The organism is Bradyrhizobium sp. BEA-2-5, assembly GCF_032918025.1.
Taxonomy (GTDB): Bacteria; Pseudomonadota; Alphaproteobacteria; order Rhizobiales; family Xanthobacteraceae; genus Bradyrhizobium; species Bradyrhizobium pachyrhizi.
On record NZ_CP136629.1, the window covers coordinates 1,334,429 to 1,353,382 of the forward strand.

Genomic DNA, 18,954 nt, shown 5'->3' on the forward strand with positions numbered 1-18,954 from the left:
ACTGCCGGTAGAGACCAAAAAAGCCCGATCCGTCGTTGCTTTAAGTCGCGTCCCCCGTTGAGAGCGGGGTGCGCCGGTTCGCCTCCGGCTGCCAGTCACGGTTGCAAAGAGTGGTGAGACCTTCAACGCGGCATCCCTGGAGAGAGATGCTGGCCGCCTCGTGTCCTGATGGACGTAAGCGACCCTCGGTTCTTCACCCCTTGGCGGCTGTCCGGCCTCTTGTCCGGATACCTACCGACTGACACACGACCACAGGCACGTGCGAAATTGGGCAAGGCAGGAAATAAGTCTTTTGACTTCGTGGCGCAAGAATTTTTTTGCGATAGCGACAAATTTCCCTAACGCGTGCTTGCGATGTCGCGCGGAGCACGCGTCGGACGCGCTGAGGATGAACGGCTGTTAAGAATGACTAACGAAGCGTGTGTGCGTTTTGGCCTTGTGCCGCAGTGCTTTCTTGAATCGCTCAAGCTCACGCGCGACGCGTGAACGGCTCGACGCGCTGCGCTCCGCGGATGAACGCGGTCATCACGAGCACGCCGAGTGCGAACAGCACGGCCTGGAGGATGTGTGCGCCCTGGTCGCCGAGCCCGAACAGGATCGCGAGCGCCCAGCCGCCGGCAAAGGCCGCGCCGAACACCTCGGCGCCGATCAGGATGGCGGCGCTGATGACGGTGATGACGCTCGGCCAGGCGATGGTGCGGTTGCCTGAGGTGGAGGGCTGCATGGTCATGGAATAGGTCCTGTTCAGGGGGCGCAATCTCTCCGAAAAGTGCCCATCTATCAAGCGCAAAAGGCCCAAAAATGCCGTATCGCGTGATATAGATTGGGCAGCATTTTCAAGGCGAAAAACGGGACATTCGATGTCAGGAACCAGCGCAGACGCTCACGCCAACCCGCTGCTGAAGGCCTGGACGACGCCGTTCGCGACCCCGCCCTTCGACGAGATCAAGCCGGAGCACTTCCTTCCGGCGTTCGAGCAGGCCTTCGCCGACCACTCCGCCGAGATCGCGGCGATCATCAACGATCCGGCGGCGCCCGACTTCGCCAACACCATCACGGCGCTGGAGCGCTCGGGCAAGCTGCTGAGCAAGGTCGCGGCGGTCTTCTACGACCTCGTCTCGGCGCATTCCAACCCGGCCATCCTGGAGATCGACAAGGAGGTCTCCTTGCGGATGGCGCGGCACTGGAATCCGATCATGATGAACGCCGTGCTGTTCGGCCGCATCGCCCAGCTGCACGAGAACCGCGCCGATCTCGGCCTGACCGGCGAGCAAATGCGCCTGCTCGAGCGCACCTACACCCGCTTCCACCGCTCCGGCGCCGGTCTCTCGGAGGAGGCCAAGGCGCGGATGGCCGAGATCAACGAGAGGCTGGCCCAGCTCGGCACCGGCTTCAGCCACCATCTGCTCGGGGACGAGCAGGAGTGGTTCATGGAGTTCGGCGAGGACGACCGCGCCGGCCTCTCCGACACATTTGTGGCGGCCGCCAAGGCCGCGGCAGAAGAGCGCGGCATGGAGGGCAAGGCCATCGTCACGCTGTCGCGTTCCTCGGTCGAGCAGTTCCTGAAGAGCTCGGCCCGGCGTGACCTGCGCGAGAAGGTCTACAAGGCCTTCATTGCGCGCGGCGACAACGGCAACGCCAACGACAACAACGCGACCATCGTCGAGGTCCTGAAGCTGCGCGAGGAGAGCGCTAAGCTCCTGGGCTACCCGACCTATGCCGCCTACCGGCTCGAGGACTCCATGGCCAAGACGCCGGATGCGGTGCGGAGCCTGTTGGAGCGGGTGTGGAAGCCGGCACGGGCGCGGGCGCTCGCCGACCGCGACGCGCTGCAGGCACTGATCGCGGAGGAGGGCGGCAATTTCGCCCTCGCGCCCTGGGACTGGCGCTTCTATGCCGAGAAGCTGCGCCTTCAGCGCGCCAATTTCGACGACGCCGCGATCAAGCCTTATCTTGCGCTCGACAACATGATCGCCGCCGCATTCGACTGCGCCACGCGCCTGTTCGGCGTCACCTTCGAGGAGCGCAAGGATGTTCCGGTCTGGCACCCGGACGTCCGGGTCTGGGAGATGAAGGGCAGGGACGGCAAGCACAAGGCGCTGTTCTATGGCGACTACTTCGCCCGGCCCTCGAAGCGCTCCGGCGCCTGGATGACCTCGCTGCGCGACCAGCAGAAGCTCGACGGGGATGTCGCGCCGCTCGTTCTCAACATCTGTAATTTTGCCAAGGGGGCCGGCGGCGAGCCTTCGCTGCTGTCGCCCGACGATGCCCGCACCCTGTTCCACGAGTTCGGCCACGGCCTGCACGGCATGCTCTCCAACGTGACCTACCCCTCGCTGTCGGGCACCTCCGTGTTCACCGACTTCGTCGAGCTGCCGTCGCAGCTCTACGAGCACTGGCAGGAACGGCCCGAGGTGCTGCAGAAGTTCGCCCGCCATTACCAGACCGGCGAGCCGCTGCCGGACGAGCTGCTGCAACGGTTCCTTGCCGCGCGAAAATTCAACCAGGGCTTTGCCACGGTCGAGTTCGTGTCCTCGGCGCTGGTCGACCTCGAATTCCACACCCAGCCGGCCGCCGCCGCGCAGGATGTCCGCGCCTTCGAGAGACGCGAGCTGGAGAAGATCGGCATGCCCGAGGAGATCGCGCTGCGGCACCGGCCGACGCAGTTCGGCCACATATTCACCGGCGATCATTATGCCGCGGGCTATTACAGCTACATGTGGTCGGAGGTGATGGACGCCGATGCCTTCGGCGCCTTCGAGGAGGCCGGCGATATCTTTGATCCCGCCGTCGCCAAGCGCCTGCACGACGACATCTATTCGTCGGGCGGCTCGCGCGATCCGGAGGAGGCCTATGTCGCCTTCCGCGGCCGCGAGCCCGAGCCGGACGCGCTGCTGCGCCGCCGTGGCCTGCTCGAAACGCCTGAGGCGGCCTGAGGTGCGGCCGTCATTGAATCGGCTGATCGGCTGGCTCGTGCTTGCGGTGTCCGTCGTGCTCTGCACGGCGGCCGCCGAGGCCCATCCGCATGTCTGGATCGTTGCCAAGAGCGAGCTGATCTACGCGGCGGACGGCAGCATCACCGGCGTGCGCCATGCCTGGACCTTCGACGACATGTTCTCGGCCTATGCGGTGCAGGGGCTCGAGAGCAAGACCAAGGGCGCCTATACGCGCGAGGAGCTGACGCCGCTGGCGCAGACCAATGTCGAGTCGCTGAATGAATACGCCTACTTCACCTTTGCCAAGGGCGACGGCAAGAAGCAGAAGTTCACCGAGCCGGTCGACTATTTCCTCGAATACAAGGATTCGGCGCTGACGCTGCACTTCACCTTGCCGGTGAAGACGCCGTTCAAGGCCAGGCAGCTCTCGCTCGAAGTGTTCGACCCGACCTATTTCATCGACTTCCAGTATACCGAGAAGGAGCCGGTCAAGCTGGTCGGCGCCGCGGCGAACTGCAAGATGCAGTTCGAACGGCCGAATAGTGACGGCACCGCCGCCGCGCAGAAGCTCGGCGAGCAAACCTTTCTCGACGGCGGCAACGGCAATTTCGGCATGATGTTCGCCAACAAGGTCTCGGTGGAGTGCCCATGACGCCGATCGCCTCCCGCGTGATGCGCGGCCTCGCCGTATCCGCCGCCGTGCTGGCGGTCTTTGCGCTGCTCGACGGCGCCGTTCATGCGTTGCTGGCGCAAAATCCGTTCGGTGCGCCGCGCGCGGCAGAGCCGCAGGGCGGGCTGGTCGGCTGGCTGCTGGCGAAGCAGTCGGAGTTTTACCGCGAGATCTCCCAGACCATCCGGGCCGCGAAGTCCGACGGATCGGCGGTCTGGACGCTGCTGTTCATCTCGTTTGCCTATGGCATCTTTCACGCCGCAGGTCCCGGCCACGGCAAGGCGGTGATCGCCTCCTACCTGGTCGCCAACCGCGAGACCGCGCGGCGCGGCATTGCGCTGTCCTTCGCCTCGGCCCTGATGCAGTCGCTGGTGGCCGTTCTCATCGTGGGCATCTGTGCCTGGCTGCTCAACGCGACCGCGAAGACCATGTGCGGGGCGGAGAAGGCGATCGAGATCGCAAGCTACGCGCTGATCGCGGCGTTCGGCGCCCGACTGGTGTGGGTCAAGGGCGGCGGCTTCTTCCGCGCGCTGCAGATGCCGCGCCCGGCGCTGGCGATGGCCGGCGCGCATCAGCACGATCACGACCACCGTGATCACGGCCATGATCACCATCATCGTCACGCGCATGACGATCACGAGCATCATCATGACCATGGCCACGATCACGGGCATGACGCGCAGCACGTCCATGACGAGCATTGCGGCCATTCGCACGGGCCGACGCCGGCCGAGCTTGCCGGTCCTGGCGGCTGGCGGCGCGGGTTCGCCGCGATCCTGACCGTCGGTATCCGCCCGTGCTCGGGTGCGATCCTGGTCCTGGTGTTCGCACTGGCCCAGGGCCTGTTCTGGGCCGGCGTCGCCGCAACCTTCCTGATGGGTCTCGGCACCGCGATCACGGTCGCGGCCATCGCGATGGTCGCGGTGTCGGCGCGCGGCGTGGCCGAGCGGCTGAGCGCGGCGCGCGACGGCGGCGGCATGGTCATCATGCGCGGCATCGAATTCGGCGCCGCCGGCCTCGTGCTGCTGTTCGGCGTCGGCCTGCTGTTCGGCTACATCGCGGCTGAGCGGACGACGTGCCTTTGAAGTCACCTCTCCCCGCTTGCGGGGAGAGGTCGAAATTCGCGCACTGCGCAAATTCGGGTGAGGGGGTCTCCGCACGCTGCCTTCAATCGAATTTGCGGAGACGGCCCCTCACCCCAGCCCTCTCCCCGTAAGAACGGCGTAAGAACGGGGAGAGGGGGAAGAAACTGGCTCAACTCGTCAGATAGCCCCTGATCGACGGCAGCAGGAAGATCCCGAGATTGATCGCAAAGCCGATGCTCCAGAGGATCGAGCGCAGGGTCGGGCGGTTGCCGAGATAGGTGAGCACATAGGCGAGGCGCACGATCAGGAACAGCGCCGCGAGCTCGTCGATCAGGCGCTGCGGCGAGTCCCGGTATTCGGCGAGCAGCACCGCGAAGGCGAAGAACGGAAAGGTCTCGATGCCGTTCTGGTGCGCCCCGAGAGCCCGCGAGCGGATCGGATCGTCGTAAAAGTCGGGATCGCGCGGCCTGGCATTGTCGAAGCTGCGGAAGCCGGCCCACTTCACCGACACGATCGTCAGCAGCGAGAGCATCAGCGTCCCGAAGACGCACCATTCGGCGATCGTCATGGTTCCCCCTTATTCCGCACGGGAACGTAGCCAACCCGCACTCGGCTTGACAAGGTTGGAGCAACGCGCGAAGCCCAAAGCCCCCAGGCGAAGGATATCAAGCGCAAGGCCATCATGAGCACGGTGATCCCCTTCGAGAGCGCGAAGCCTGCCGCGGCGCCGAAGCCGGAACGCGTCGGCGTGCTGCTGGTCAATCTCGGCACGCCCGATACGGCCGATGCCGCCGGCGTGCGGGTCTATCTCAAGGAGTTTCTGTCCGATCCGCGGGTGATCGAGGATCAAGGCCTGCTCTGGAAGCTGATCCTCAACGGCATCATCCTCCGCGTCCGGCCGGCCCGCAAGGCGCGCGACTACCAGAAGATCTGGAACACCGAGCGGAACGAGTCGCCGCTGAAGACCATCACGCGTTCGCAGGCCGACAAGCTGGCGGAAGCGATCGCCGATCACGACCACGTCGTCGTCGATTGGGCGATGCGCTACGGCAATCCCTCGATCAAAGCGGGCATCGACGCGCTGGCGGCGCAGGGCTGCGGCCGGCTGCTGGTCGTGCCGCTCTATCCGCAATATTCCGCCTCGACCTCGGCGACCGTCTGCGACGAAGTGTTCCGCGTGCTGGCCCGCTTGCGCGCGCAGCCGATCCTTCGGGTGACGCCGCCCTACTACGACGATCCCGACTACATCGAGGCGCTCGCGGTCTCGATCAATGCGCATCTTGCGACATTGCCGTTCCAGCCCGAGATCATCGTCGCGTCATTCCACGGCATGCCGAAGGAATACGTCGACAAAGGCGATCCGTATCAGGCGCAATGCATCGCCACGACCAACGCGCTGCGCAAGCGGCTCGGGCTCGATGCCAACGGGCTGATCCTGACCTTCCAGTCGCGCTTCGGCAATGACGAGTGGCTCCAGCCCTACACCGACAAGACCATGGAGCGGCTCGCCAAGGAAGGCGTGCGCCGCATCGCGGTGGTGACGCCGGGCTTTTCCGCCGACTGCCTGGAGACGCTGGAGGAGATCGCGCAGGAGAACGCCGAGATCTTCAAGCACAATGGCGGCGAGCAGTTTTCCGCGATCCCGTGTCTCAACGATAGCGAACCCGGCATGGACGTGATCCGCACCCTGGTGCTGCGCGAGCTTCAGGGCTGGATCTAACAAGGCTGGATTTGATTGTTAACGATCCGTGACACCGGGCACGGGCATTCGTTGGCATCTGGTCATCCGACAGCAGCTTCCTATGTGCTAGGGAGAACAACAGCCGGCTGAACCGGCGGAGTGGTCCTGCCGACCAATGCACGACCGTGACTGGCGACGGTCTCGCCGGCCTTGGAGGAATTTATGACTGGCTTCGACGTCTTCGCGATCGCGTTTGTTCTTCTCGTCATCGTCACGCTGGTGGCCGGCGTGAAGACGGTGCCGCAGGGCTATGACTGGACCATCGAGCGGTTCGGCAAGTACACGCAGACGCTGAGCCCCGGCCTCAATCTGATCGTGCCCTATTTCGATCGCGTCGGGCGCAAGATCAACATGATGGAGCAGGTGATCGACATTCCAGAGCAGGAGGTGATCACCAAGGACAACGCCACCGTGACGGTGGACGGCGTCGCCTTCTACCAGGTGTTCGATGCCGCAAAGGCGAGCTACGAGGTCGCCAATCTCAACCAGGGTATCACGGTCCTCACCATGACCAACATCCGGTCGGTGATGGGCTCGATGGACCTCGACCAGGTGCTGTCGCATCGCGACGAGATCAACGAGCGCCTCTTGCGCGTCGTCGACGCCGCGGTCTCGCCCTGGGGCCTGAAGGTCAACCGCATCGAGATCAAGGACATCGTGCCGCCCGCCGATCTCGTCGAAGCCATGGGCCGGCAGATGAAGGCCGAGCGCGTCAAGCGTGCCGATATTCTGGCCGCCGAAGGCCAGCGGCAGTCGGAGATTCTGCGCGCCGAGGGCGCCAAGCAGGGCCAGATCCTCCAGGCGGAAGGCCGCAAGGAAGCGGCGTTCCGCGACGCCGAGGCACGCGAGCGTTCGGCGGAGGCCGAGGCGAAGGCCACCCAGATGGTCAGTGAAGCGATTTCCAAGGGCGACGTCGCCGCATTGAACTATTTCATCGCCGACAAATATATCAAGGCGTTCGGGCAGCTGGCGGACTCGCCGAACCAGAAGGTCATCATGCTTCCGGTCGAAGCGATGAGCATGCTGGGCTCGCTCGCCGGCATCGGCGAGATCGCCCGCGCCACCTTCGGCGAAAGTGCGGCGTCCGCCACGGCCGCAGCACGGCGTGGCGGTTCGGTGCCGCCGGCCGGGCCACCGGTGCCACCGCCGGTGCCGCCGCAGCGGTGAGGGCGTGACGGCGTCGCGCCCGCAATGGTAGAGGTCACGTCATGGCCGAGATGTTTTCGACATTGGGTACCTGGAACTGGCTGATCTTCGGCTTCGTCCTGATGGCGCTGGAGCTCGCGGCGCCCGGAGTATTCCTGTTCTGGCTCGGGCTCGCGGCGCTTCTCGTCGGCCTGCTGTCGTTCGCCTTCACGTCGTCCTGGCAGATACAGCTCTTGATGTTCGCAGTGTTCGCCGCGTTGGCGGTGCCGGCATGGCGGCATTTCGCGAAGGGCGCGACGGCGGCCAGCAAGACCAATCCCTTCCTCAACCGCCGCAACGAAGCCCTGGTCGGCCGCGAGTTCACGCTGGAGAAGCCGATCATCGACGGCTCGGGCACCATGCGCATCGGCGACACGGTGTGGCGCGTCGCCGGCCCGGATACGCCGGCGGGAACGCGGGTGAAGGTGGTGCAGGTCGACGGTGCGAACCTGACGGTGGCTGCGGTCTAGCCGGCGGCGCGCTTGCTCCAGTCATCTGTAGCCCCGGGGTGAGCGCAGCAATACCCGGGTAAACCGGTCCCGCATATCGCTCCGCTCATGCGGGCTACACACTGACGGTCACTGAGATCTAGCTGCCTCCCCGCTTACTCCAGCGCTCGGCGAAACGGTGGAGCGGCGTGAAGGTCTGGAACAGCTCGCGGCCGAGCGCGGTGAGCCCGTAACCCTCATCCGTCAGTTCGACGAAGCCGGCCTCGCGCAGTTCGGTCAATCGCGTCTGCAGGATCGTCGGCGAGGCCTCGTCGCAGGCGGTGCGCAGCGCGCGCGAGGTCAGCGCGCCCTCGCGCAGCTCCCAGATGATGCGCAAGGTCCAGCGCCGTCCCAAGAGATCGAGCAGCGCCATGATCGGGCGGCCGGACCGCGAGCCGCGGACGGCGGGTCTTGTGACTGGGCCCTGCTTCGGCATGTCGCGAATTCCTGTCGAAATCTCTCTTGCGAGTCGCTACAGATATTGTAGCGTATCGCTACATTAAATGTAGCAACGGGATCAGCCCATGTCACGCCTCGCGCCGCTCGATCCGCCTTATCCGGCGGACGTTCAACAGCATTTCGATCGCATCATGCGCGGCAAGCCACCGCTGGTGCTGTTCCGCGTGATGGCCGGTCATCCGCGCGCCTGGGAGAAGTTTCGCGGCGGCAGCCTGCTGGATCGCGGGCCGTTGTCGCTCAGGGCGCGGGAGATCGTGATCGACCGCACCTGCGCACTCAATGCCTGCGAATATGAATGGGGCGTCCACGTCACGGCGTTCGGCACGGCCGCCGAATTGACGGAGCAGGAGGTCCACGCCACCGTGCGCGGTGCGGCCGATGCCGGCTGCTGGTCGCCGGCCGAGCAGGCGATGATCGCGGCGGTCGACGCGCTGCATGCCCGCGCGACACTGGATGACACGGAATTCGCGGCGCTCTCGGCGCATTACGATGAGGACCAGATCCTGGAGATCATCCTGCTGTGCGGCTTCTACCGCACGGTCTCCTACCTCGCCAACGGCTGGCCCTGCCGCTGGAGGAAACCGCGGCGCGGTTTCCGAGGTAGCCGCTGTCATTCCGGGGCGATGCGAAAGCATCGAACTATGGTGCGCAATTGCGCACCTGAGGATCACGCTTCGTGTGCCCCGGAATGACCGAGTGAATTACGCCACACCCGCCCGCAGCAGATCGTGCAGATGGATGATGCCGACCGGCTTCTTGGCGTCGGTCACGATCAGCGTCGTGATCTTCGAGGCGTTGAGCAATTCCAGCACTTCGCCGGCCAGCGTATCGCGGCTGATCGTCTTCGGCGTCCTGGTCATGATCTCATCGACCGTCACCGTCAAAAGGTCAGGCCGCATGTGGCGGCGCAGATCGCCGTCGGTGATGATGCCGACGAGATGGTCGTGGCGGTCGACGATGCCGACGCAGCCAAAACCCTTGGAGGTCATCTCGACCAGCGCATCCGACATCTTGGTGCCGAGCGGCTTCAGCGGCAGCGCGTCGCCGCCATGCATCAGGTCGCGGGCATATTTCAGCAGCGCGCCGAGCTTGCCGCCCGGATGCAGCACGCTGAAATCGGTCGCGGTGAAGCCGCGGCCTTCGAGCAGCGCGATCGCGATGGCGTCGCCGATCGCAGCCTGCATCAGGGTCGAAGTGGTTGGCGCCAGATTGTGCGGGCAGGCCTCGCGCGCCTTCGGCAGCGTCAGCTGCACGTCGGCGGCCTTGCTCAGCGTCGAATCCTTGTCGGCCGTCATCGCGATCAGCGGAATGCCGAAGCGCGCGGCATAGGCGATCAGGTTGCGCATCTCCGGCTGCTCGCCGGACCAGGACAGCGCCATGATGACGTCGTCGGTGGTGATCATGCCGAGGTCGCCATGGCCGGCTTCGGCGGCGTGCACGAAGAAGGCGGGCGTGCCGGTCGAGGCCAGCGTCGCCGCGATCTTGCGGCCCATGTGCCCGGACTTGCCGAGCCCGGTGACGATCAGCCGTCCCTTGGCCTTGCCGATCAGCTCGGACGCGGCGGTGAACGGCGCGCCGAGGTCGGACTTCAGTGCCGCGGACAGGGCTGCGACGCCGCTTGCTTCGGCATCGAGGGTGCGGAGCGCCGATTGAACGGCGCCGTCATCGGGGCCGGATGATTTGGTCATCAGCGGTTTCGGTTTGGCCATTTCGGATTCCAGGGGAGGGGTTTTGCACCCGGGCATCTCCCTTAGCACGTTCGATTCCGCGATGCGACGCGCGGCAGCCGATCCTCAACCGGTCATTAACCATAATTGTTTTAACTCCATTAACGACGTTTTCCGCCGCCCGGTGGAGTGCGTCCGACAAGTATGTGAATTCGTTGGAGTTTTTCCATCGTGTTGCGGCGGCCAGCAAGCGGCCCAGACCGGCGTGGACGCCTCGTCCGCGCGGTTTTGCCATGTCCGGCCGTGACCGCTCTGGCGCTGACCGTGACCACCGGGTTCGCCGCGGCCCAGACCGTGACGCCCGATCTGTTCAGCGCCAATCGCCAGAGCCAGGTGATCACACAGGATTCGCCGCTGCGCCGGACCACGGCGGACGCGATGGATCCGCTCAACGGTCTGAAGCTACCCGACGCCGATCGCGATCGCCGTTCCTCTTCGTCTTCATCGACATCGACGTCGACGACGCGGATCGGACAGGTCCCGACCTACGGGCTCCCCGCGGCGAACGGCGCCGCGACGTCGGGCTATGACTCGCTCAACCGCAAACGCCAGAAGCCGAAATATTATCCCGGCCAGGCCAGGCCGAAGCCGCCGGCCGGACCCGGCTCGCCGCAGCCGACGCCGGCGCCATTGAACGCCACCGGGCAGCTGCGACTGTCGATCCCGCCCTCGGAGACCGCCAACAAGACGCCGCTGCCGCCGGCGATGGCCGGCACCATCGTCGGCCAGCCGCCGCGCAAGCGGCTCAAGATCGACGACGATCCGTTCGGCGCGGTCGGCGATTATGCCGGCTCGTTCATGGTCAAGACCGCGGTCGAGGTGATGGCCGGCTACGACACCAACCCTGGTCGGCTCTACTCGCCGCAGGGCAGGGCGTTCTACATGGTCGCGCCGGAATTCCTCGCGGTCTCCGACTGGGAGCGTCACGCCGTCGTCGCCGATTTGCGCGGCTCCTTCAACGGCTATGGCTCCGGGCTGACGCCGAACGCCGACGGCACGCCGCTGTCGGCGCCGCTCGACATCGACCGTCCGAATTTCACCGGCCATATCGACGGCCGTCTCGACGTCACCAAGGACACGCATCTGCTGGGACAGGCCCGCCTGCTGGTCTCGCCACCGACAATCCCGGCAGCCCCAACGTGCAGGCCGGCCTCGCCAGATATCCGATCTACACCACGGTCGGCGGCACCTTCGGCATCGACCAGCATTTCAACCGCATGCAGGTCTCGCTCGGCGGCACGGTCGACCGCACCGACTACCAATGGTCGAAGCTCACCGACGGCACCTCGTCGTCGAACGACGATCGCAACTTCACCCAATATGGCGGCGTCGGCCGCGTCAGCTATGAGCTCAATCCGGCCGTGAAGCCCTTTGTCGAAGTCGAGGGCGACAGCCGCTTCCATGATCTCTATCTCGACCGCAACGGTTACGCGCGCAATTCGTCGGGCGGTTATGCCAAGGTCGGTACGTCGTTCGAGTTCACCCGGCTGTTGTTCGGTGAGATCTCGATCGGCTATGCCATGCGCGACTATGTCGACCCGCGGCTTAGCCGACTCGAAGGCCTGCTCACCACGGCCTCGCTGACCTGGACCGCTACGCCGCTAACCACGGCCAAATTCTATTCCGACACCCAGATCGGCGAGACCACGATCCCCGGCTCCTCCGGCGTCCTGGTGCGCACCTACGCCGCCGAAGTCGACCACGACTTCCGCCGCTGGCTCACGGCGGTCGGCAAGTTCACCTACGGCACGCTCGATTACCAGGGCGACAACCGCACCGACAAGATCTACGCGTTGTCGGGCGACCTGATCTACAAGCTGACCCGCAGCCTCTGGATCAAGGGCACGCTGAGCCGGAACTGGCTGGATTCGAATCAGCCGGGACAGAGCTCGGCGTCGACGGTGATGATGCTGGGCGTGCGGGTGCAGAATTAGCGGCGAGGGTGCGCACGTCGCATCTCAAATGAGATGTCGTGCCCCGCGAAGGCGGGGCACCCAGTACGCCGCGGCCTATCGGTTCAAGCCCTGACGTCTCTGGAATACTGGATCGCCCGCTTTCGCGGGCGATGACAGCTGCGTTTGTGGATGCAGTTCGGCGAAACCGCCGGGGCACTCACCGCGGCAAATCCGTCTTCCCCATCAGGAACGTATCGATCGAGCGCGCACACAGCCGGCCCTCGCGGATCGCCCACACCACCAGCGACTGGCCGCGCCGCATGTCGCCGGCGGTGAACACGTTCGGGCGCGAGGTCTGGTAGTCGAGCAGGGACGCACGGACGTTGCCGCGCTGGTCGAGCTCGACGCCCAGCGTCTTGAGCAGGCCCTCGTGCACCGGATGCACGAAGCCCATCGCCAGCAGAACCAGTTCGGCATCCAGCGTGAACTCGGTGCCGGGCAGCGGCTTGAACTTGTCGTCGACCTTGACGCAATGCAGCTTCGTCACCTTGCCGTCGACGCCTTCGAACTTCGTCGTCAGCACGGCGAATTCGCGCATCGCGCCTTCGGCCTGGCTGGAGGACGTCCGCATCTTCAGCGGCCAGTTCGGCCAGGTCAGGCCCTTGTTCTCGCGCTCGGGGGGCGCGGGCATGATCTCGAGCTGGGTCACCGAGAGCGCGCCCTGGCGCAGCGAGGTGCCGATGCAGTCGGAGCCGGTGTCGCCGCCGCCGATGACGACGACATGCTTGCCGCCGGCCAAGATCTCCTGGACGCCGCCGAGCGGCTCCTCGGAGACGCGGCGGTTCTGCTGCGGCAGGAAGTCCATGGCGTAGTGGATGCCTGACAGCTCGCGGCCGGGGATCGGCAGGTCGCGCGGGGCTTCGGCGCCGCCGGTCAGCGCCACCGCGTCGTACTGCTTGGCGAGCTCCTGCGGATCGATCGCACCCGGCGTCGAGCCGCCGACGGCCTTGCCGTAGTGGAAGGTGACGCCCTCGGCTTCCATCTGCGCCACGCGGCGGTCGATGACGTCCTTCTCCATCTTGAAGTCGGGGATGCCGTAGCGCAGCAGGCCGCCGGCCTTGGCGTACTTCTCGTAGACGTGGACGTCGTGCCCGGCGCGCGCCAGCTGCTGCGCGCAGGCCATGCCGGCCGGGCCCGAGCCGATCACCGCGACCTTCTTGCCGGTCTTCACGGCCGCCACTTCCGGCTTCAGCCAGCCATTGTCCCAGGCGCGGTCGACGATCGCGCATTCGATGGTCTTGATGGTGACGGGGTTGTCGTCGATGTTGAGCGTGCAGGACGCCTCGCACGGCGCCGGGCAGATGCGCCCCGTGAACTCCGGGAAATTGTTGGTCGAGTGCAGGTTGCGCGAGGCCTCTTCCCAATTGTCCTGATAGACGAGGTCGTTCCAGTCCGGGATCTGGTTGTTGACCGGGCAGCCGGGCGTGCCGGGCGCCACCGAGCCGGTGCCGTGGCAATAGGGAATGCCGCAGTTCATGCAGCGCGCGGCCTGGTCGCGCACCTCCTTCTCGGAGAGCGGAACGACGAATTCCCTGAAGTTCTTGAGTCGATCGGCGACCGGCTCGTACTTGCGGTCATGCCGCTCGATCTCGAGAAAACCTGTGATCTTACCCATTGAAACCCGATGCCCCTGCATCATGTGTTCGTCTGTTCTGTTTGACCCTCATCCCGAGGAGCGGCGCTGCGCCGCGTCTCGAAGGATAGAGGCCCGGATGGTGACCTCATGGTTCGAGACGCGCTCCGCGCTCCTCACCATGAGGGCTCTTTCTTACGCCCCGATCGCGATTTTCGGCTCGGCGTCCGCGTTGGCGGCCATCTCGCGCAGCGCGCGCCGGTACTCGACCGGCATCACCTTGCGGAATTTAGGCAGCCATTCCTTCCAGTTGGCAAGGATATCGGCGGCGCGCTTGGAGCCGGTCGCCTTGGCGTGGCGCGAGATCAGGACGTGAAGCCGCTCGACGTCGGAGTCGAGCAGGTTCTTGAAGACGTCGACCCGGCCATGCGCCTCGAGGTCACCGGAGTGGTGGTAGGTGCCGGCGTTGATCAGCTCCTCCGACAGCACCGGCTCGAGCTCGACCATCGACAGGTTGCACAGCTTGTCGAAGTCGCCGGTCTCGTCCAGCACATAGGCGATGCCGCCGGACATGCCGGCCGCGAAGTTGCGCCCGGTCTTGCCGAGCACGACCACGATGCCGCCGGTCATGTATTCGCAGCAATGATCGCCCGCGCCCTCGACCACCGCCACCGCGCCGGAATTGCGCACGGCAAAGCGTTCGCCGGCGATGCCGCGGAAGTAGCACTCGCCCTCGATCGCGCCGTACATCACGGTGTTGCCGACGATGATGCTCTCTTCCGGCACGATCGCGGAGTTCTTCGGCGGCTTGACGATGATCTTGCCGCCCGAGAGGCCCTTGCCGACATAGTCGTTGCCTTCGCCCTCGAGCTCGAAGGTGACGCCCTGGGCGAGCCACGCGCCGAAGGCCTGTCCGGCGGTGCCCTTGAGGCCGACATGGATGGTGTCGTGCGGCAGGCCGGCATGGCCGTAGATCTTGGCCACCGCGCCCGACAGCATCGCGCCGGCGGAGCGGTTGGTGCTGTTGATCTCAGCCTCGATCTTCACCGGCGCGCCGCGGTCGAGCGCGGGCTGCGCCTTCTCGATCAGCGTGCGGTCGAGCACCGCCTCCAGATGATGGTTCTGGCGCTCGGAGTGATAGATCTTCTGGCCCTTCTCTTCCTTCTGCTTGACGAACAGCTTGGAGAAATCGAGGCCCTTGGCCTTCCAGTGCGCGACCAGCTTGGTCTGGTCGAGCAGCTGCACCTGGCCGACCATCTCGTTGAAGGTCCGGAAGCCGAGGCTTGCCATGATCTCGCGGACTTCCTCGGCGACGAAGAAGAAGTAGTTGATGACGTGCTCGGGCTGGCCGGTGAAGCGCTTGCGCAGGACGGGGTCCTGGGTCGCGACGCCGACCGGGCAGGTGTTGAGATGGCACTTGCGCATCATGATGCAGCCGGCCGCGATCAAGGGCGCGGTGGCGAAGCCGAACTCGTCGGCCCCGAGCAGCGCGCCGATCACGACGTCACGGCCGGTGCGGAAGCCGCCGTCGACCTGGACCACGATGCGGCTGCGCAGCCGCTCGCGCACCAGCGTCTGATGGGTCTCGGCAAGGCCGATCTCCCACGGCGAGCCGGCGTGCTTGATCGAGGTCAGCGGCGAAGCGCCGGTGCCGCCCTCGAAGCCCGCGATGGTGACATGGTCGGCGCGCGCCTTGGCGACGCCCGCGGCGACCGTGCCGACGCCGATCTCGGAGACCAGCTTGACCGAGACGTCGCCCGTCGGGTTGACGTTCTTGAGGTCGTAGATCAGCTGCGCCAGGTCCTCGATCGAGTAGATGTCGTGGTGCGGCGGCGGCGAGATCAGGCCGACGCCCGGCGTCGAGTGCCGGACCCTGGCGATGGTCGCGTCGACCTTGTGGCCGGGCAGCTGGCCGCCTTCGCCGGGCTTGGCACCCTGCGCCATCTTGATCTGCATCATGTCGGAGTTGACGAGATACTCCGTGGTGACGCCGAAGCGGCCCGAGGCGACCTGCTTGATCGCCGAGCGCATGGAATCGCCGTTCGGCATCGGCTTGAAGCGGTCGGCTTCCTCGCCGCCTTCGCCGGTGTTCGACTTGCCGCCGATCCGGTTCATGGCGATCGCGAGCGTGGTGTGCGCCTCGCGCGAGATCGAGCCGAAGCTCATCGCGCCGGTGGCGAAGCGCTTGACGATGTCCTTGGCCGGCTCGACCTGGTCGAGCGGCACCGGCTTGCGCTTTTCTTCCTCCGCGTTCTTGATCCGGAACAGGCCGCGCAGCGTCAGGAGACGCTCCGACTGCTCGTTGAGGATCTTGGCGAAGGCGCGGTAGCGCTCCTGCGAATTGCCGCGCGCGGCATGCTGCAGCAGGCCGACCGACTCGGCGGTCCAGGCATGGTCCTCGCCGCGGCTGCGATAGGCATATTCGCCGCCGACATCGAGCGCGCTCTTGTAGACCTGAGCCTCGCCGAACGCGTCGGCATGGCGGCGCACCGCCTCTTCCGCGATCTCGCCAAGACCCACGCCCTCGACGCGGGTATGCGTGCCGGCGAAGAACTTGCCGACGAAGTCCGCCTTGAGGCCGACCGCGTCGAAGATCTGCGCGCCGCAATAGGACTGGTAGGTCGAGATGCCCATCTTGGACATCACCTTGAGCAGGCCCTTGCCGATCGACTTGATGTAGCGCTTGACGATCTCGTAGTCGTCGAGCGAGCCGGGCAGGCGGTCCTTCATCGCGATGATGGTTTCGAACGCGAGGTAAGGATTGATCGCTTCGGCGCCGTAGCCGGCGAGGCAGGCGAAGTGATGCACTTCGCGCGGCTCGCCGGATTCGACGACGAGGCCGACCGAGGTGCGCAGGCCGGTGCGGATCAGGTGGTGATGCACGGCGGCGCAGGCCAGCAGCGAGGGGATCGGCACGCGGTCGGTGCCGACCATGCGGTCGGACAGGATGATGATGTTGACACCCTCGCGCACCGCGCTTTCCGCGCGTGCGCAGAGCTCGTCCAGCACCTGGTCCATGCCCGCCGCGCCGAGGCCGGCGTGGAAGGTGGTGTCCAGCGTGCGCGACTTGAAGTGCGACTCGGCCACTTCCGAGATCGAGCGGATCTTTTCCAGATCCGCATCGGTCAGGATCGGCTGACGCACTTCGAGGCGCTTGGTCGTGGCCATGCCCTGCAGGTCGAACAGGTTCGGCCGCGGCCCGATGATCGAGACGAGGCTCATCACCAGCTCCTCGCGGATCGGGTCGATCGGCGGGTTGGTGACCTGCGCGAAGTTCTGCTTGAAATAGGTGAACAGCGGCTTGGCCTTGTCCGACAGCGCCGAGATCGGCGTGTCGTTGCCCATCGAGCCCGCGGCTTCCTCGCCGGTGGCCGCCATCGGCGTCATCAGGATCGCGATGTCTTCCTGGCTGTAGCCGAACGCCTGCTGGCGATCGAGCAGCGAGAGGTTGGAGCGCACGCCCGTGGTCGGCACCTTCGGCAGGTCTTCCAGCACGATCTGGGTCCGCTCCAGCCACTCCTTGTAGGGATGGCTCTTGGCGAGCTCGGCCTTGATCTCGTCGTCGGGAATCAGGCGGCCCTGCTCGAGGTCGACCAGCAGCATCTTGCCGGGCTGCAGGCGCCACTTGGTGATGATCTGGTCCTCGGGGATCGTCAGCACGCCCATTTCGGACGCCATCACGATGCGGTCGTCCTTGGTGACGAGATAGCGCGCCGGCCGCAGGCCGTTGCGGTCGAGCGTGGCGCCGATCTGGCGGCCGTCGGTGAAGGCGATCGCGGCCGGGCCGTCCCACGGCTCCATCAGCGCGGCATGATATTCGTAGAAGGCGCGGCGCTTCTCATCCATCAGGGGATTGCCGGCCCACGCCTCCGGAATCATCATCATCACGGCGTGCGGCAGCGAGTAGCCGCCCTGCACCAGGAATTCGAGCGCGTTGTCGAAGCAGGCGGTGTCGGACTGGCCCTCATAGGAGATCGGCCAGAGCCGGTTGATGTCCTTGCCGTACAGCTCGGAGCTCACCGAGGCCTGCCGCGCCGCCATCCAGTTGACGTTGCCGCGCAGCGTGTTGATCTCGCCGTTATGCGCGATCATGCGATAGGGATGCGCCAGCGACCAGGCCGGGAAGGTGTTGGTCGAGAAGCGCTGATGCACCAGCGCCAGCGCGCTCTCGAAGTCCCGCTCGTGCAGGTCAGGATAGTACTTGCCGAGCTGGTCGGCGAGGAACATGCCCTTGTAGATCACGGTGCGGCAGGACATCGAGCAGGGATAATAGCCCGCAAGGCCGCGGTCGCGGCGCTGGTAGATCGCCTGCGAGATCGACTTGCGCAGGATGTAGAGCCGGCGCTCGAACTCGTCCTCGGTCTTGGCAGCGCCATTGCGGCCGATGAACACCTGCATGCAGGCAGGCTCGGTCGGCTTCACGGTGACGCCGAGCGAGGAATTGTCGGTCGGCACGTCGCGCCAGCCGAGCAGGGTCAGGCCCTCCTCCTTGATCTGGTCGGCGATGATGCTCTTGATGACGTTGCGCCAGGCGGTGTCGCGCGGCATGAACAGCGCGCCGATGGCGTATTCGCCCGGGTTGGGCAGCGCAAAGCCGAGCTCCTTTGCCTTGCGGCTGAAGAAGGCGTGCGGGATCTGCACCAGGATGCCGGCGCCGTCACCGGCGCGCGGGTCGGCGCCGACGGCGCCGCGATGCTCGAGATTGCAGAGGATGCTCAGCGCGTCCGAGACGATCTCGTGCGACTTCTGGCCCTTGATGTTGGCGATGAAGCCGACGCCACAGGAATCCTTCTCCAGGCTCGGATCGTACAGGCCTTCGGCTTCCGGGCGCCAAGTATGCAACTCACGCGCGGGCTCGGCCGCTTTCGAGTCCGCGGTCGCCGACAGCGTTCCTGCCACGATGTTTTCGCGCTCGAATTCCGACCCGCTCATGTGTCCTCTCCCTTTCGTAAGGGCCCCACCGTATTTGGCGCACCTTGGACGTTGCGGCACCCACCGGGCCACCGCTCGTCCGCCGCGAGCCGCATTTTCCTAAATTCAGACGACGGGCGTTTCAACGTCCCCTGAGGGACGGCCCTGCCTGCAGCATTCTCGGAGCTCGGGGCGCCGAGGTCTCGTTGCAATCCCTATGCCGG

The 18,954-nt window shown here is 65.7% G+C and carries 12 protein-coding genes and 2 pseudogenes; 8 read left to right on the forward strand and 6 right to left on the reverse strand.

What is annotated here, in order from left to right; all coding sequences use genetic code 11:
* Positions 1 to 469 precede the first annotated feature (469 nt).
* A complete protein-coding gene (locus tag RX327_RS06175; protein WP_410712142.1) occupies positions 470 to 730 on the reverse strand; it encodes a hypothetical protein in 261 nt (86 codons plus the stop codon).
* 130 nt (positions 731 to 860) lie between these two features.
* Here RX327_RS06175 and RX327_RS06180 point away from each other — a divergent pair, with 130 nt between their 5' ends.
* The 3 genes from RX327_RS06180 to RX327_RS06190 are packed head-to-tail and all read left to right on the forward strand — an operon-like array spanning position 861 to position 4,691.
* Positions 861 to 2,936 carry a M3 family metallopeptidase gene (locus RX327_RS06180; protein ID WP_317249773.1) on the forward strand — a complete coding sequence of 692 codons (2,076 nt, stop codon included), beginning with the start codon at positions 861 to 863 and terminating at the stop codon, positions 2,934 to 2,936.
* A gap of 13 nt (positions 2,937 to 2,949) precedes the next feature.
* On the forward strand, positions 2,950 to 3,588 hold the full coding sequence (locus tag RX327_RS06185; protein ID WP_317251210.1) for a DUF1007 family protein: 639 nt from the start codon (positions 2,950 to 2,952) through the stop codon (positions 3,586 to 3,588).
* A complete protein-coding gene (locus tag RX327_RS06190; RefSeq protein ID WP_317249774.1) occupies positions 3,585 to 4,691 on the forward strand; it encodes a nickel/cobalt transporter in 1,107 nt (368 codons plus the stop codon). The genes RX327_RS06185 and RX327_RS06190 overlap by 4 nt, the downstream gene beginning before the upstream one ends.
* A gap of 169 nt (positions 4,692 to 4,860) precedes the next feature.
* Here the strand turns inward: RX327_RS06190 and RX327_RS06195 are convergent, their stop codons facing one another.
* Positions 4,861 to 5,259 carry an MAPEG family protein gene (locus RX327_RS06195; RefSeq protein WP_317249775.1) on the reverse strand — a complete coding sequence of 133 codons (399 nt, stop codon included), beginning with the start codon at positions 5,257 to 5,259 and terminating at the stop codon, positions 4,861 to 4,863.
* Positions 5,260 to 5,373: 114 nt separating this feature from the next.
* Here RX327_RS06195 and hemH point away from each other — a divergent pair, with 114 nt between their 5' ends.
* From hemH to RX327_RS06210, 3 genes are all read left to right on the forward strand, one after another.
* The gene (gene hemH / locus RX327_RS06200) at positions 5,374 to 6,411 is read left to right on the forward strand and encodes a ferrochelatase (RefSeq protein WP_317249776.1); all 1,038 of its coding nucleotides are present in this window, start codon (positions 5,374 to 5,376) and stop codon (positions 6,409 to 6,411) included.
* 183 nt (positions 6,412 to 6,594) lie between these two features.
* Positions 6,595 to 7,599, forward strand: coding sequence for an SPFH domain-containing protein (locus RX327_RS06205; protein WP_317249777.1), 1,005 nt, complete (start codon positions 6,595 to 6,597; stop codon positions 7,597 to 7,599).
* A 41-nt stretch (positions 7,600 to 7,640) separates the two neighbouring features.
* Positions 7,641 to 8,087, forward strand: coding sequence for an NfeD family protein (locus tag RX327_RS06210; RefSeq protein ID WP_317249778.1), 447 nt, complete (start codon positions 7,641 to 7,643; stop codon positions 8,085 to 8,087).
* Positions 8,088 to 8,205: 118 nt separating this feature from the next.
* Here RX327_RS06210 and RX327_RS06215 read toward each other — a convergent pair whose 3' ends face one another.
* Complete coding sequence (locus RX327_RS06215; protein ID WP_050385219.1) at positions 8,206 to 8,541, reverse strand: winged helix-turn-helix transcriptional regulator; 336 nt, start codon at positions 8,539 to 8,541, stop codon at positions 8,206 to 8,208.
* A gap of 88 nt (positions 8,542 to 8,629) precedes the next feature.
* Here RX327_RS06215 and RX327_RS06220 point away from each other — a divergent pair.
* Positions 8,630 to 9,168, forward strand: a pseudogene (locus RX327_RS06220) (carboxymuconolactone decarboxylase family protein).
* A 97-nt stretch (positions 9,169 to 9,265) separates the two neighbouring features.
* On the opposite strand, the gene RX327_RS06225 reads toward RX327_RS06220, so the two are convergent.
* A complete protein-coding gene (locus RX327_RS06225) occupies positions 9,266 to 10,273 on the reverse strand; it encodes a KpsF/GutQ family sugar-phosphate isomerase (RefSeq protein ID WP_317249779.1) in 1,008 nt (335 codons plus the stop codon).
* Positions 10,274 to 10,519: 246 nt separating this feature from the next.
* Here RX327_RS06225 and RX327_RS06230 point away from each other — a divergent pair.
* A pseudogene (locus RX327_RS06230) lies at positions 10,520 to 12,225 on the forward strand (outer membrane beta-barrel protein).
* A gap of 178 nt (positions 12,226 to 12,403) precedes the next feature.
* Here RX327_RS06230 and RX327_RS06235 read toward each other — a convergent pair.
* Both RX327_RS06235 and gltB read right to left on the reverse strand, forming a co-directional pair.
* A complete protein-coding gene (locus RX327_RS06235) occupies positions 12,404 to 13,861 on the reverse strand; it encodes a glutamate synthase subunit beta (RefSeq protein ID WP_317249780.1) in 1,458 nt (485 codons plus the stop codon).
* A gap of 153 nt (positions 13,862 to 14,014) precedes the next feature.
* Complete coding sequence (gltB, locus tag RX327_RS06240) at positions 14,015 to 18,751, reverse strand: glutamate synthase large subunit (protein WP_317249781.1); 4,737 nt, start codon at positions 18,749 to 18,751, stop codon at positions 14,015 to 14,017.
* Between the last annotated feature and the right edge of the window lie 203 nt (positions 18,752 to 18,954).